Origin of the sequence: Bacillus sp. SRB_331, assembly GCF_003264175.1 — a bacterium.
GTDB lineage: Bacteria > Bacillota > Bacilli > Bacillales > Bacillaceae_G > Bacillus_A > Bacillus_A mycoides.
On record NZ_NADV01000004.1, the window covers coordinates 37,770 to 54,081 of the forward strand.

At 33.9% G+C, this 16,312-nt stretch carries 14 protein-coding genes, 1 pseudogene and 1 riboswitch; of the genes and pseudogenes, 3 read left to right on the forward strand and 12 right to left on the reverse strand.

The features are described 5' to 3' along the window. Positions 1-35: 35 nt before the first annotated feature. Positions 36-79, reverse strand: a riboswitch (PreQ1 riboswitch). A gap of 208 nt (positions 80-287) precedes the next feature. Continuing rightward, entirely contained in the window at positions 288-1,496 is a 1,209-nt protein-coding gene (locus tag B5P42_RS02505; RefSeq protein ID WP_113733580.1) for an ATP-binding protein, read from the forward strand. A 9-nt stretch (positions 1,497-1,505) separates the two neighbouring features. Here the strand turns inward: B5P42_RS02505 and B5P42_RS32245 are convergent, their stop codons facing one another. The 4 genes from B5P42_RS32245 to B5P42_RS02520 form a co-directional block, all read right to left on the reverse strand. Beyond that, complete coding sequence (locus tag B5P42_RS32245; protein ID WP_000038354.1) at positions 1,506-1,622, reverse strand: DUF6254 family protein; 117 nt, start codon at positions 1,620-1,622, stop codon at positions 1,506-1,508. A gap of 105 nt (positions 1,623-1,727) precedes the next feature. Beyond that, positions 1,728-2,261: a DinB family protein gene (locus B5P42_RS02510; RefSeq protein ID WP_002030551.1), complete on the reverse strand. Its 534-nt coding sequence runs from the start codon at positions 2,259-2,261 to the stop codon at positions 1,728-1,730. Between the two features lie 139 nt (positions 2,262-2,400). After that, on the reverse strand, positions 2,401-4,095 hold the full coding sequence (locus B5P42_RS02515; RefSeq protein ID WP_113733581.1) for a M3 family oligoendopeptidase: 1,695 nt from the start codon (positions 4,093-4,095) through the stop codon (positions 2,401-2,403). A 160-nt stretch (positions 4,096-4,255) separates the two neighbouring features. After that, entirely contained in the window at positions 4,256-4,702 is a 447-nt protein-coding gene (locus B5P42_RS02520) for a MarR family winged helix-turn-helix transcriptional regulator (RefSeq protein WP_002011538.1), read from the reverse strand. Between the two features lie 194 nt (positions 4,703-4,896). On the opposite strand from B5P42_RS02520, the gene B5P42_RS02525 reads away from it, so the two are divergent. Beyond that, the gene (locus B5P42_RS02525) at positions 4,897-6,393 is read left to right on the forward strand and encodes a DUF3149 domain-containing protein (protein WP_061675919.1); all 1,497 of its coding nucleotides are present in this window, start codon (positions 4,897-4,899) and stop codon (positions 6,391-6,393) included. Positions 6,394-6,422: 29 nt separating this feature from the next. Here the strand turns inward: B5P42_RS02525 and B5P42_RS02530 are convergent, their stop codons facing one another. After that, positions 6,423-6,704, reverse strand: coding sequence for an aspartyl-phosphate phosphatase Spo0E family protein (locus B5P42_RS02530; protein ID WP_002011543.1), 282 nt, complete (start codon positions 6,702-6,704; stop codon positions 6,423-6,425). Between the two features lie 488 nt (positions 6,705-7,192). On the opposite strand from B5P42_RS02530, the gene B5P42_RS02535 reads away from it, so the two are divergent. Then, entirely contained in the window at positions 7,193-7,963 is a 771-nt protein-coding gene (locus B5P42_RS02535) for a divergent polysaccharide deacetylase family protein (protein ID WP_002011545.1), read from the forward strand. Positions 7,964-8,030: 67 nt separating this feature from the next. On the opposite strand, the gene cbpA is transcribed toward B5P42_RS02535, so the two are convergent. The 7 genes and pseudogenes from cbpA to phnX form a co-directional block, all read right to left on the reverse strand. Beyond that, positions 8,031-8,654, reverse strand: a complete 624-nt coding sequence (gene cbpA / locus B5P42_RS02540) for a cyclic di-AMP binding protein CbpA (RefSeq protein WP_002086818.1) — start codon at positions 8,652-8,654, stop codon at positions 8,031-8,033. A 125-nt stretch (positions 8,655-8,779) separates the two neighbouring features. Further along, positions 8,780-9,409, reverse strand: coding sequence for a class II aldolase/adducin family protein (locus B5P42_RS02545; RefSeq protein WP_002011549.1), 630 nt, complete (start codon positions 9,407-9,409; stop codon positions 8,780-8,782). Positions 9,410-9,658: 249 nt separating this feature from the next. Beyond that, positions 9,659-11,958, reverse strand: a pseudogene (locus tag B5P42_RS02550) (NEAT domain-containing leucine-rich repeat protein). 438 nt (positions 11,959-12,396) lie between these two features. Next, positions 12,397-13,179, reverse strand: coding sequence for a DeoR/GlpR family DNA-binding transcription regulator (locus B5P42_RS02555; protein WP_002030497.1), 783 nt, complete (start codon positions 13,177-13,179; stop codon positions 12,397-12,399). Positions 13,180-13,219: 40 nt separating this feature from the next. Then, a complete protein-coding gene (locus tag B5P42_RS02560) occupies positions 13,220-14,404 on the reverse strand; it encodes a saccharopine dehydrogenase family protein (RefSeq protein ID WP_002126167.1) in 1,185 nt (394 codons plus the stop codon). Continuing rightward, positions 14,401-15,498, reverse strand: a complete 1,098-nt coding sequence (phnW, locus tag B5P42_RS02565; protein WP_113733582.1) for a 2-aminoethylphosphonate--pyruvate transaminase — start codon at positions 15,496-15,498, stop codon at positions 14,401-14,403. Before phnW ends, B5P42_RS02560 begins: the two co-directional genes overlap by 4 nt. Before the next feature lie 16 nt (positions 15,499-15,514). Beyond that, positions 15,515-16,309: a phosphonoacetaldehyde hydrolase gene (gene phnX / locus B5P42_RS02570; RefSeq protein ID WP_113733583.1), complete on the reverse strand. Its 795-nt coding sequence runs from the start codon at positions 16,307-16,309 to the stop codon at positions 15,515-15,517. Positions 16,310-16,312: the final 3 nt, after the last annotated feature.

Genomic DNA, 16,312 nt, shown 5'->3' on the forward strand with positions numbered 1-16,312 from the left:
AATAAAAAAACAAAACAATACCTAATGATATTGTTGTTTCCATAGTTTTTTATAGAGGGAGTTCGCGAACCTCTCCCATGCAGTGCACGGAATTTCTTCTTTCATTGACAAAGATTATTGTAACATATTGTATACTACCAGAAAAAATTTCTGATTTTTTCCGCTATTTCGCATTTCATTTATTTCATTTTATAGTATGATTAATTTAATGTTAGAAGAGAGGAGGCATCCCACTGGAACTCTTTATTATTTACCTCTTTTTAAATATATTATCTATTCTCGTTACAATGCTCGTATATCATTTATTTTGGAATCAGAAAGGGAAACGATCTCCTAAATTAAATTCAGCCATATTTATTGTATTGTGTTGCCTCGCTACCATACTATGTATCACTTTCGCAGCAAAAACAAATAATGGTTTTCAGTTCGACATGCGACATATCGTATTAATTGTCGGCACGTTAACGGGAGGGCCTATTGCTGGTGGTTCTATTTTAGCTGTATTAAACATTTATCGATTTTTATTGGGAGGAATAGGTGCGTTTCCATCCTTTATCGCTTCTATTCTCCTATTTATTGTTCTACTATTAACATACAAATTTTTTAATCGAAGTTCTAATCATATAAAAATAACACTTGCTATTTTTTACAGTCTTACTTATGGATTTAGTTGGATACCATTTTTCCTTGCAAGTGTTACAAATGAGGCAGATTATATACCACATATCATTGTGTACGAACTATGTACGATGATTGGCACGATCCTTATTTTATATTTACTACACATATTACAAATGCAAGTTCGTCTCCAAAATGAACTTATGAACGCTGAGAAATTTCATTTAATCGGCGAAATGGCAGCTTCTATCTCTCATGAAATTCGTAATCCTTTAACTGCAACGAAAGGTTTTTTACAACTTTTACAGTCAGATACATGTTCTGAGAAAGAACGAAAATTATATATCGACATAGCCATTAATGGTATCGAACAAGCAAATCACGTTCTTACAGACTACTTAACTTTTGCAAAACCGAGTATTGAAAAAGAACAACAATTACAAGTAGAGGAAGAATTACTTCATGCGTTGTCTTTGATCACACCTCTCGCCAATTTAGCAAATGTTCGTATAAATTATATAAAACAAAGTACATCTTTCTTTGTCGCTGGCGAAAAGCAAAAACTGAACCAATGTTTATTAAATATTTTTAAAAATTGTATTGAGGCTATGCCTACAGGTGGCGACCTTATTCTTACATTAGTTCCAGACCATAAACATATACAATTATATATAAAAGATACAGGAGTTGGTATGGATCAAGAACAAATAAAACGCCTTGGATCACCTTTCTACTCAACGAAAGAAAAAGGTACCGGACTCGGAATGATGGTCGTCTTCAGCGTCATTCAAGCAATGGATGGAAAGATTGATATTATAAGCGAAAAAGGGACAGGTACAACTTTCTTATTAACTTTCCCACTCATACAAAAAACGTGATGAACTTCATCACGTTTTTTCTGTTCCTTCAACTAATTCTGCAAAAGCTTTCACTTTCCCATGCGGCTTTTGATTTTCTTTCCGAGCTTTCCAGGCGCGCTCTTCTTCTCTCTTTTTCTTTGACATGTTTTTCAACTCCTTCTTTTCTTTTCTCCATGTAGTATTCCAAAATGAGAAAGAAAACTATGCATGAGTAAAAAAGAAAAGAAGCGGTTCCCCACTTCTTTCATTTTAACGCTGTAAAATTGCATGTTTCGCTTCTTTTAGCTGTGTAAGATGTCTTTGTTCGTGTAAATCTAGAAATTGAACCCATTGATATAAATTCAAATCATTAAAAATAGGATGTTTTAATCCATTTTCAAATAATTCTTTTTCATCTATTACACTATGAAGGGCATGTAATAATTCTTGTCGTGAATGTTCTAGTAATTGAATTCCTTGCAGTTTTTTCATTAATGTTTCTGTTGGTTTCATTTGTTGAGGAGCTTCCCTTTTATGTGTGCGATCAAGCGTAAGTTGGAGGTCTTTAAATGGAGCAAGTTTTCTTTCTTTTTTTTGCAAAGCATATACAAGGGCAGATGTGACAGACTGTTCAACTAAATGCAAATGATGCAAAATTTGAATAATACTCCATTTATCACGGCGTGGCTTTACATTCACCTCCGTATCATTTAACATTTCAATTTCTGATAACAGCGTGCTTCGTGTAGACTGTAATGAGTGGACTAAAGTTTCTAAACTAACATCCATATTAGATTGAAGCATAGTGCTTTCCCCCCTTTTGTTGGTGAAAAGGGGCGCTCCCCATTAGAAACACCCCTGAAATAATTCTGAATTTTCTTTTATTATCTCATCATTTTTCTATTATGTCGATGTTAAACATAGGAAAAAAGCGCATGTTTTTTTACAATTTTGTGTCGTCAACAGCACGTAACCACGCTTCAATTTCTGTAATTACACTTTTTACACACCCTTCAGCGAATGGTGATGTTAAATTTGCAACTTCTACTAATTCTAAGAATGATTTACTTCCACCTTGTTGACAAAGATTCACATAATCTTCCCAAGCCTCTTGTCTATTATCTCTTGCACGTTTCCAAAATTGCAGTGCACAAATTTGAGCTAACGTGTAGTCAATATAATAGAAAGGTGAGCTATAAATATGACCTTGACGTTGCCAGAAACCACCACGCTCTAAATAATCATTATCTTCATAATCACGATGTGGTAAATACTTCTTCTCTATGTTACGCCATGCTGACTTACGTTCTGCTGGCGATGCTTCTGGATTTTCATATACATAATGTTGATATTCATCTACAGATACACCGTACGGTAAAAATAGAAGTGCTGAACTTAAGTGTGAGAAATAATATTTATCCGCATCTTCTTCAAAGAATAACTTCATCCATGGCCATGTAAAGAATTCCATACTCATTGAATGGATTTCACATGCTTCATATGTTGGCCAATTATATTCTGGAATTTCATACTTACGACTTTCATATACTTGGAAAGCATGACCAGCTTCATGTGTTAATACATCAATGTCCCCAGACGTTCCATTAAAGTTTGAGAAGATGAATGGCGCTTTATAATTCTCGATATATGTACAATATCCACCACCAGCTTTTCCTTTTTTCGCAACTAAATCTAATAAATCATTATCGAGCATGAAATTAAAAAACTCATCTGTTTCAGCTGATAATTCTTTATACATCGTTTTCCCATGATTAATAATCCAATCTGCATCGCCTTTTGGAGTTGGATTACCTGTAGCAAACTCAAAGTTTTCATCATAATAAGCGAGCTTTTCTACACCAATGCGTGCTTTTTGTCTATTTCTTAACTCGGTTGCAACTGGAACGATATAATCTAATACTTGCTGACGATAGTTCGCTACCATTTCAGCATTATAATCTGTACGATACATTCTTGCATATCCTAATTCAACAAAGTTTTTAAAACCAAGTGTTTTTGCGATTTTCGTTCTCACTTTAACAAGATCATCATAAATACGATCTAACTCTTCCTCGTTCTCAGCTAAAAATCCGTAGTATGCTTCACTTGCTGCTTTACGTTCACTTCTTTCTTTTCCTTGCATAAACGGAATAAGTTGCGATAACGTTCTTTCTTCTCCTGCAAAGTCAATCTTTGCAGATGCTAATAACTGTGTATATTGTGAAGACAATTTATTCTCTAATTGTAAATCTTTCACTACTTCATCTGAATATGTTTTTAAATCACATTCAGCTAGAGAAAATAATTGCTTTCCATAATACGCTTCTAATTCTTCGCGGAATGGAGAATGAATTAACGCATTATAATACTTTGTACCATACCCTTGTACAACTGGAGAGAATTCATCAAAGAAATCCTGCTCATCCTTATAAAAGGCATCTGTCGTATCAACAGAATGACGAATGTAACAAAGGTTCCCCATTGTACCAAAGTCATTACGAATTTCGTTAATTGAATTGATAACTTGTTTTTGTTCTTCTATAGTTTTTGCGTTATCAAACTTCTCTAAAGCAACAGTAAATTTCCCTTTTAATTCTTCAATATTTGGCCGTTTATATTCATAGTCTTTAAATGACATGAACGAGCCCCCTCTCCATTATATGCATCATTATTATAATTCAATTCTTACTTACAAATCTCCTCTTATTCTTCAGCAAAATGCGGTAGATGATGTCATAACTACATGCACACAAAAAAGCCTTGGATTTCTTTATCCAAAGCTCCTTTGGAACATATCATCATTTTTCATACTTTCCAATTTTTTTCAATAGCTCGAGTAATTCATCCTTCTCATCCTTCGTTAACATTTCAAAAGACTGATATATAACTTGCTCATGACCTGGAAAAATAGAAGCAATAAAGCTCTCTCCAGACTCCGTTAATTGTGCATAAATAACACGCCTGTCATTTGGACATGGAATTCGTTTTACAAGCCCTTTTTTCTCTAGCTTATCTACAACGTATGTAATGCTGCCACTAGCTATTAAAATACGCTCACCGATTTGCTGAAGTGGTTGGCCTCCTTTATGATATAGTAATTCTAATACAGCAAACTCAGTTGGATTTAATCCGTTACTTTGTATGGATTTATTTGTAGTATCCATAACAGAACGATGTACACGGGATAATGCAATAAATACTTTTAAAGATTGAGAAATGTCTTCTCGCTCATTATTTGATGTCATACCATTTCAACCCTTCACTTAAATTCTCCGCAACAAAAAGAAAAGCAACGTAGCACCTCATTACAACTTCCGAATGAATATTCACTCATTCCTTTTCCTTTCTCTGATGTAATGCAAATGATTCTTGAATAAAAACATGACAATTTTAACATAGTTTATATATAATGATAATAAAAAAAGAAGGAGTACCAAATTTGAAAGTCAAATTACAAAGCATAGTTTTTTACATACTGCTTGTTATACTGCCAACGATAGGGATTGGTGCCACATTTTTTTCATATCACACTTATCAAATGAAACAGGCAAACAAACTATCTGCTCACACTGTTCTCTTTTTATATAGAGACTATTTAGACCATCACCTTGGTGAAGCTATATCTGCCTTAGAAATGCTCGCAAAAGTCGTAGGGACCGAAACTGGAAACATCAATGGGATTAAACAGATTGTACATGATACCGATGGAAATGATGAACGTTTTTCCGGTCTATATTACGCTACGACAGATGGGATGATTACACTCGCATCCCAAGGCGATTCGCCGCCTATTGACGTTTCTGACCGCCAATACATCCAAGATGCATTGCAATCTAAGAAAACAACTGTATCATCAGTTATTACAGATCGCGTTCTTGGACATCAAGCTATTATGATTGCGTCTCCAATATTTAATAGACAAAAGGAACTCTCAGGCTTATTATTAGCAAGTTTACGCTTTGACTACATTTCAGCCTCTTTAAATGCTATTAAACCACAATATCATTTCGAAGTGACTGATAAACATGATGTAGTTTTTCTAACCGATGATAATAACGAAACAAGCGATGGGCATTCTAACATGCTTACTACCCCACTCCAAAGATTAAATTGGAAAGTCTCTGTTTCTCCGTTACCTATTCATCAACAAACTTTATACCAGTTAGTTTCAATAGAGTGTATAGCTACTTTATTTTTAATGTCTATTTTATTTTTACTTGCTCAATATATGTTATTAAAACGTCAAACAAAACTAGAAAGACAACAAAATGAACTACAAAAAATTGAATTGGTTGGAACTTTTGCAGCTAGTACAGCTCATGAAATCCGTAACCCTCTTACTGGAATTAAAGGACTCGTTGCTCTGTTAAAAGAGAAATATAAAGATGAACAGGATCAGTTCTACTTTTCTGTAATCGAACAAGAAATAGAGCGGATTAATGAAATTGTAAGCGAATTTCTTATTCTTGGAAAACCAACTGCCATCATTGAACAAACATATGATGTAAGAACGATTCTTAATGAGGTAGCATTAATTATCCAATCTGAAGCGAATCTACATAACATTGTATTTCATTTACATTTGCCAGACCACCCTGTTCATATACGTTGCTCAAAAGACCATATGAAACAAGTGGTTTTAAACATTACAAAAAATGCAATTGAAGCCATGGCTTCTGGTGATACATTAACCATTGTAGTAACAAACAACGAAAAACACGCACACTTGCAAATTATTGATACTGGAAAAGGGATTCCTAAACATATTCAAAAACACCTCTTTCATCCGTTCTTTACTAATAAAGATACTGGAACAGGTCTTGGGCTTGTTATATGTAAACGAATTGTAGAGATGTACAATGGGCATATATTTATTGATAGTAAAGAAAACAAAGGAACGACAGTTCATATAGAGATTCCATTACACATAGTATAATTATCCTTATCCTAAAAGGGTAATTATACTTATTTCATAAAACCAGCTACAAACATTCTCCAAAAATTGTTTGATTTCCCTTCATACCCAATTTGAAAAATAGGAACCTTTATAATTGAAAACCATTTCGGTGTTTGTTTTTCTTTGTAACGCTGATACTGTACGATAAGCTTGTCCAATTCTTGACTAACTTGAATTGTCTCCATACTATTTAACCCACTTGTTAATCCTAAATGAATCATTTCTTCACGTTTCATATGAATATCATGCGAAAGCTTTTCTAATGTGTACTTCCTTTTTACAGTAAACATCCATATCCCCCTTATTTTTCTTCCATACTCTCAATGCCTCTTCTACTTTAGCCCTTTAAACACTTAATTTTATTTAAAATTGAAGAATCAGAAAATTTAACATTTTTCCCCTGTAATTTACAAATCTTTACCCTCACTTTGAGAATTATTACAAATTATTCTATCTTTGTAAATACATTCGCAATAATAGACATTTTTTTCATCTTCTTTTTTGTAAATACTCAGTAAACAGTGGCTTCTCTATTTTCAATGTACTTTTCTTCGACATTTTTTGTTTAATTTATGTAAAAACGCAAAACATAATGATGATTGATAAAGTGAACTTTAATCAGTGGGGGTTTTGTCCATCCCCACTAATTATTAGCCTTCACCAATCGGGCGTTTACGGGCAGTGGATTTTCCACCTAACTTCTTTACTCCAGCCAAATTTTGAGTTGGGAGTCTTACTGTCCGCAAATAGCGGGATAAAATAGAAAGGAAATATTTATATGCGCAAATATACTATTACAGTTCTCATCTTCACCCTGTTCATACCATTCTTCCTCTTTCCTATTCAAGCAAACGCTCATACGAATAAAGTTGCTATTGTCATCGATGATTTCGGCAATAATATGAAAGGCACAGATAAGATGTTATCACTTCCTATTCCACTCACTGTTGCTGTTATGCCATTTCTTCCTTCTACTAAACAAGATGCAATAGCTGCCCATAAAAAAGGGCATGAAGTTATTATACATATGCCGATGGAACCAATTAGAGGAAAAAAAGAGTGGCTTGGACCAAAAGCGATTACAACAGATTTAAGCGATGAAGAAATAAACAACCGACTCGAACAAGCAATTCAAGAAATACCTCATGCAATAGGAATGAACAATCATATGGGATCAAAAGTAACCGCTGATGAAAGGATTGTACGTCTTATACTTTCTGCCTGTAAAAAGCACGGTTTATTTTATTTAGATAGTAAAACAAACCCTAATAGTGTTGTCCCAAAAATCGGTAAAGAATTAGGCGTTCCTATTATTGAAAACCAATTATTTTTTGATGATGTATATACGGTAAGTCACATTTCAAAACAAGCACAATTACTCATAAAAAAAATCCAAGACAAACCCATTATGGTAGCTATCGGACACGTTGGGGCTCCAGGTGAAATTACATCACGTATTATCGAAACTTCTATTCCTAAAATTCGTGAGCATGCAGACTTTATTTTTTTATCTGATTTAGCATTATCTCCACCTTCTGTTTCAAAATAAAATTCATTTCTCGCACTAAAAAAGATACCTATCTACACATAGCAGATAGGTACCTTTCCTTTTCAACTTAAATATAATCTACATGACTCACCCTGAATCCCTTTTTCTCTATCTTTTCAATTAATTGTTTTAATTTTTTTTCATTTAACTCATCCGATATATTTACGATAACACGGCGAATATATTGATCACCGTTATCAAGCGTAAACAGTCCACCGATATTATATGCTTTTAATAATGTCCCAAGCTCTTTAATTGTTCCCTTACAATCTTGTGTTGCAATTGTTAATATATAACCACCCGTCCGCATACCGAACGAATCCTCAATGACATCAAATACATTAGAATGTGTTAAAATGCCGACAAATTCATTATACTCATTTAAAACCGCTAAAAACGGGAGACGACGAATAACGTAAAAAGCTCTAAAAAAAGAATCCTTTTCAAAAATAAACGAATTTGGACTTTCCAGTACATCTTCTGTACTTACATCCTCTAATCTGCTATTACACTTCTTTTCTAAAAGATCTACTTTATAAATAATCCCCGTGAATTCCTTCTCATTTTCTGCTAATACAGGAATTGCGCGAAATCCCGTTTCATTCATAATTTGTAACGCCTTTTCACCAGAATCATTCGTTTTGCAAAATGTCACCTGCTGTTTTGGCAGAAAATGATATTTAACTCGCAAAATATGTTCCTCCTTACATGTCAACATGTAATCTATATATAATAAGGAGACCTATATTTTATGAGTAAAATCTCTTTTTAAAACGCTTTCATTTTTAAGGAATGGTAATCTCTGTGAATACATCTTTATATAACAGAACTTTTTGCCCCTTTTATCATTAAAAGCTTTACGTGATAGTTCATTAAATACTCTATACCTTCCAACCATTTTTTCGCTTCTTCTGGAGTTTTCCCCCACACGATCATTCCGTAATTATGAACAAGGACTACTCCTCCACCTTCAATAAAATTCGGAACATTATTTTCTAATAAATTAGCGAATTTCTTTTCATCTTCTACAATTGGAATTGTCATTTCTGTAATACCGTCTTTTCCAAAAACACGTTCCACACTACGTTTTTCGAATGTTACTTCTCCTTCTTTCCCATATAGCTCTGACATTAAATGACTATCTACAGTCTGGACTTGTAAAATGCATTCTGCACTACTTTTTTTATAAATATCCGCATGCATAAATGACTCTATAGCTGGTTTTTCTTCGTTTTCAAATACTGGCTCACACATGCAATTTACGACAATAAAATCTTCTTCAGAAAATACCCCTTTATCTCTTCCCTCTACATTCACTAAAAATGTTAATGGCTCTTTTGACGTACACATCGATAAACTAATTTTCGTACCATAAAACCAATCGCGAAGTGCCAATTCTGCTTTCACATCTTTTAATTCGTTCCATTTTTTCAGAAAAAATAACATTTCGTCACCCCCGGCGTAATATTAATATAATATTCAAATCCTTTCTATATAAAAGGAATGTTTTTTGATTATTCTAAAAATTTAATTGAATTATCACACGAGAATGCCTTTTTGTCAATATGGTTTCAGCACCTATCGGAAAAATAGGCCTATCACATGTAAACACTCCTGTCTATTTAGCACTTGATTTTGTACATATAAAAAATACGTTATTCTTCTTATTAAAGAATAACGTATTTTTCTCATTTATTATTTTTTTATTGCCTTATACAGAAATTGCGCATATTGCTCACGTGTTACGAAATCATCCCCTAAAAAGTTCCCATTCCCGTCACCTTTTGATATATTATTATCCACTAATGCTTTCACATATCCTTCTGCCCAATGACCTGTTGGTACGTCTGTAAAGTTCTCCAAATTATTTTCAGTTTCATTTAACTGAAATACTTTTTGTAATACTACTGACATCTCGTACCTAGTTAATACTCCTTCTGGACGAAACTTACCTGTACCATCTCCTTGCATAATTCCAGCTTGTGCAACTGTAGCAATATCTTGCTCAAACATATGCCCTTTCGTATCAGTAAATATCTCTTTCTGCTCTACTTTACTTTCTAATTTCAAGTACCTTTGTACTAAAGATGCAACTTGTCCACGAGTAATATTATCCCCAAATCCAAATTGTCCATTTCCATATCCCTTGAAAATATTTTCTTTCGCTAAATAATGAATTGCTTCTTCTGACCAATGTCCTTTTGGTACATCTTTAAATTCTACTACCTCTACTTTCTCATCTTCTTTAGAAGTATTGTCTTCTTTAGAATTGTTGTCCCCTTTACTTTCTACTACATTTTGAATTACAGATCCTGTAAAGAAGATTCCTGTATCCGCAAATGGATCTTTCACTCCAAATTCATATACTTTCTCACCTGGTGTACTCCATTTCACTACACCATTACTATACGTACCACCATCACTCTTCAGACGGATTTTTGTAGATACCTCGCCGTCTTTTTCGTATATAGGTACTTTTACTTCTTTATTTACTTCTGTATCCTCTAAAAAGACTTTTTGGTTTTGGACATTAATATAAGCTTTCTTACTTAGTTCTATTACTGGTCTAACATCGCGGATTTCATTTGCAACAAAACTTAAATATACTAACTTATTCAACTTACTAACTGGCGATAAGTCTGAAATATAATTTGCTTCTAAATCAAGTTTTTGTAAGTTTACTAGATTTGATAATGGAGTAATATCCTTTAACTCATTATTAGGTAAATCTAATTCTGTAAGCTGAGTCATTTTAGCAAGTGGTGTCACATCTTCAATTTGATTTTTACCGATAAATAATTTATTTAATTGATTTATTTGATCAATACCCGATAAATCTTTAACCTTATTACGCGTTAATACTAAGTCCTTTAAAGGTAATGAATATAACGGTTTAATATCTTCAATTTGATTACCTGCTAAAGTTAAGTATGTTACATTTTTCAATGCGCTTAATGGAGCAACATCCGTAATTTTATTATTTGCTAAATTCAAGTAATCTAGTTGTTCCATTTTCGCTAATGCTGTTACATCTTCTATTTGGTTGCCTGATAGATATAAACTTTTTACATTTTTCATTTCAATTAGTGGTGCAACTTTTGTAATTTTATTATTACTCAAATCAAGAGATTCTAAATTTTCCATCTTAACAAGTGGTGTTACATCTGAAAATTCATTACCTCGCAAAGCTAAATGATTTAATTGCTTTAAATTCGCAAAGAACGACGGATCTGTTATCTTCGCATTCGCAACTGTTAAAGATTTTAAATTTGGCATATATTTTAATGCACCATAATCCAGAATCTCATTCGTGTTTAAAAACAAGTCCTTTACTTGTAATAACTCTTCTTTCGTAATTGGTGTATTTAAATCTTTTCTATTAAATACTTTTTTATTAACAAGTTCTCTTAATTTGTTATCTGTTATCATATTTTGATTATCAACTCGATTATCTGTTTCCGTATTGCCTGAATTAGAGTTATCATCTGGTTTCTCTGTTTCTTTTTCACCTACAGTTGGATCTTTAATTTCAAATTGAACTTGATATTTGTGATCATATCCAATAGCCGGAATAAATATATGCATTTGCATATTGTGCTTCTGCTCAAATTCGCCAATTTCAAATTGGACTACTTTCGTTCCATTTTTTCTTTTATCTTCTGACAGAACTTTCACATCATGAAATACACCAGGTTGATTTCTATCTTCTATTCTAAGATATTGAAAATAATCGCTATCTTGTATTGTTACAGTAACGATTTTTTCCCACCTTCAATTGCTACTTTAGGATTTTTTATGTACTGAGAAACCATAGATGGCTCATCTTTTTGATCCTTATATATTTTAATCTCAGTATCATACGTGCGATCACTGGCTGCTGCTACCGACTGGTTTGCTTCAATTTTTATTGCTGCTAACGCTGGAGTAGAATACGCAGCAAATGGAATAGCTAATGTTGTTGCTACTACTAGAGCTTTAATATAACTTTTTTTCAAAATAATATCCCCTTATCTTATATATATTTCAATTGATAATTACTATCAATTGCTAACATAATAAATGATAATGAATCTCATTATCATTGTCAATAAGAATATTACATTAAGTTTATATTTCCATAGATAAAAAATAAAAAACCCTTTACTCAAAGGGCTTTTTTGCCTATCGTATGAAGGATTTCACTTTTTTCTTTTTCATTAATAACACCAATTTTTTGCAAAATGTTTGCATACAATACAAGTTTATTATATATCCGTTCCGACATACTTTCCCTTCTTTCCTTCGACCAACTTTTTTTGTATTGGTAAATTATATGAACGAGATGAGAAAATGTGTCCACTTTTTGCATAAATACAAAGCTTTTATTTTTTTACTTGCTGATAGTAAAACTCCCACCTAAAAATTAGGTGGGAGTTTAAACGTATTCAATTCATTTAGCAAACTGTCCATTGAATATTATGCTTTTTGACTTCTTCTTCAAAACTATAGGGCATTTTCTTATCACAAATAATATGTTGAATACGAGAAAATCCTGCTATTCGGTAGTTCCCTTTGACGCCTACCTTTGTATGATCGCATAAAATATACGTTTTCTCAGCTAATTTCATCATCGCTTCTGACAGTTTCGCCTTTTCTAATTCAAAGCTAGAAACCCCAAAACCTTGCAACAACCCATCAATCGAAACGAATGCTTTATGAAAATGAAATTGATGAATTACTTGCTGTGAAATAGACCCCGACACACGTGAATGCTTTGGAGATACTTTCCCGCCTATAAATAAAACTTCACCGTGAAACATCTTTTTATTAATAGAAGAAATTAATTGTGTTGCTACTGGAAATGAACTTGTTACAATCGTTAAATTTTTACGATGAACAAGATATGGCACCATTTGAAGTGGTGTACTTCCATCATCAATCGCAATAACATCTCCATCTTCCACAAACGTTGCTGCTTTATACCCAATTCTTTTCTTCTCTTCTATATGCAGCATCTCTCGTTCTAACATCGGTGCCTCTATCCCAGCTCCCGGAAGTTGAACGGCTCCACCGTACACTTTCTTCAATTTTTTTTCACGATCTAATTCTTCTAAATACCGACGAATCGTCTCTGTTGATACTGCGAACTCTCTCGCTAATTCTGAAACTTTTACTTTTCCTTTAAACTCTACCTTCTCAAGAATTGTCCTCTTTCTCTCTTCACCTACTACAGACATAGCCTCACCCCATTTATATCTACCTCATAAACTGTCTTACTTATACAAAGTTATAATTTTCTTTTTCAGTGAAAATCTCTTCATGAATATAAATACCGCGCTTTTCTAGTTCGTCAAAAATAATTTGTGGATTTTCGAAAGCTTCTTCAGGAGTAATAACACCGACTTTATTAACTACTCCTTTTGCAATTAACTCTGTAGCGATTCCAAATGGGATACCAACATTTCTTGTATAGGCCCTTAATTTCTCCCACCCTACTACAGAACCGTCAGATAGCGGATGCGTATGGTATAACACATGCCTTTGTTCTTGATTATTTTTCATACCTACTACTTCTACATGAAGTGCATAACCATAAAGCTCTGTTGCTTGTCCTTCTTTCGATTTTAATAGATACTTCGAAATACAATCCATAATACCAATTTCTTTACCGTTTATTTCAATTTGATCATTACGCAATATACCATAATCATATAAAGCACGAACGAGCTGCATATTTTGCTCTGGCCAAGTTCCTCTTGTTTCAATAAGCTGTACACCTTTATCTTCCAGTGCCTTCGCTAACGTAATCGTTTCTGAATGCGGGATTATATACTGCATTGTTTTTCCGTAAGGTGCTGGTAATTCAATTTCTCTCGGGCGCGCAAACGGAGGTACTTGCTTAAATTCACCTTCCTCATACACTGTACGCGTCGGCAAATGTGGATCATATTCATATGTCGTTGTCTCTGTAATTGATGCAGAAAAAGCAATTGGACGATACGAGCCATGACTTACTCGAACTGACTCTACAGTATCTAACTGATTTGCTGCATACATGGCCATCATTTGCGTTACACCTGGTGTCATACCAAACCCAGGTAAACATGTTGTTCCATGTTGAACAAATTTAGAGTGGGATTCATTTTCTTCACCAAATCCATTTAAGTTCACACCGTGACAACCGGCATCTGCGATACAGCGAGTAGACAATCCATTTAACTTTATCGTCGTACCATCCATTACAATGTTATAGCCCTTCATTTTTGCGACCGTATCCTCATGATTTGTCACATCGACTTTCACAAAATCAACACGAGGATCATTTAACCACTCTACTACTTTTCGGCCTTCCTCTTCATTAAAATCGGCTACCGTAATCGTCTCAAAAGATGAAAATTGAACTAAATCTAAAATTGCTTCACGACAAATTTTACCTGCTCCACCTAAGCAAAATACTTTCACCCTATAACAACCCCTTTAGCAATACTATCAACTAAGCGATTAATATCGTCTTCATGTACATCACCGATATTTCCAATGCGGAACGTATCTACTTTCGAAATTTTACCTGGATAAATAACAAATCCATATCGCTTTAATTCATTATATAGCTGCAAAAATTCAAATCCTGCTTCTGGATAAATGAAAGATGTAATAATAGGAGATTGATATTTTTCATCTACTAATGGCTTAAAGCCTATTTCTTTCATTTTGTGCACTAGTAGTTTTTGATTGCTATAATATCGATTGTAACGGGCTCTTACCCCGCCTTCTTCTTCTAATTCAAGCAATGCCTGATAAAAAGCATGTACAACATGTGTAGGTGAAGTAAAGCGCCATTTCCCATTTTGCTCTTCCATCGTTTCCCACTGATCATATAAATCTAATGATAAAGAACGAGCTTGTCCTTTACATTTCAATAGTTCATCACGATTTGCGATGACAAAACCGAATCCGGGAACACCTTGAATACATTTATTCGCACTACTAATTAGAAAGTCAATTTGCAACTCAGCGATATCTATTTCAATACCACCGAAACTACTCATTGCGTCAACCAGTGTAACTTTTCCATATTGTTTTCCCAACTTACACACGTCTACAATTGGATTAATAATACCTGTAGTTGTTTCACAATGAACAACTACAATATGCGTAATCTCTTTATCTTGTTGTAATAACTGTTCTACTTCTGCAATATTAGTAGGCTCCCACTCTTCTGTTTGACTGACCACCACATCTATATGTAACATCTCTGCCATTTGTACAATCCGCTTACCATACGCACCATTTGTACAAACTAGCAGCTTTCCGTTTCTAGGAATAACAGAACCAATTACTGCTTCAACCGAAAACGTACCGCTTCCTTGCATTAAAACTGTTGTGTACTTTTCTTCTTCCTTTGTCGCTAACGATACAAGCCTATTTCTTACATCTTGCACCATTGTGTTATATTCAACATCCCACGTACACCAATCGTATAACATAACTTCTTTTACAGTTTTTGTTGTCGTTAATGGTCCTGGTGTTAATAATAAATAGTGATTTTCATTCATGATCGTGTGCCCCCCTTTATGAAATAATAAGTTCTTGTTTCTCGATATGTTCAATTACGTTTTCGAGCTCCTGCATCGTTTCAATTGTAAAATGAGCCCCATTTTCAATGAAACGATTACGAACTATTTCTATTTTTTCACGAAGCTCTATCGGATCCATATTCTCCACTTCCTCTTCCGTTAAACCGAGCTCGCTACTACCGAGAATTACACCTACTGTCCACATTCCAGCATTTCTGCCCTCTTTCATATCTGACACGGTGTCTCCAACTTTTATCATATGATTCATTGGATATACACCAAGTTCCATCGCATTTTTATAACACATCCACGGATATGGACGACCTGCTGGAACATCATTTGGCGTCACAAGAAAATCAGGTTTATACCCTTGTATTTCTGCTTCTTTTGCAACAATGTCCATCATTTCTCTCGTATAACCAGTTGTTGATCCAATTTTAATACCTCTTTCACGTAGTGAAGAAACCACTTCTTTTACCCCATCAATTGGCGTGGCATAGTACGGTAAAATAGCAAAGAGAATTTCTTCAAACTCTTCATACATCTCATGAATATCTTCTTCTGTTGGTAATTGTCCGAAGACACGCTTCCACTCATTCGAAATACGGGGCATTTCCGTTAATACCCTAACATGATCAATCTTCAATAACCCCATTGGTTTGCGAGCTTCTTCTGCTGTAATTTCAACACCGCGTTTATGAAAAATCTTCATGAATACTTCTAATGGTGCAAAACATCCGTAATCAACTGTCGTACCTGCCCAATCAAAAATAACTGCTTCAATTTTCATTCT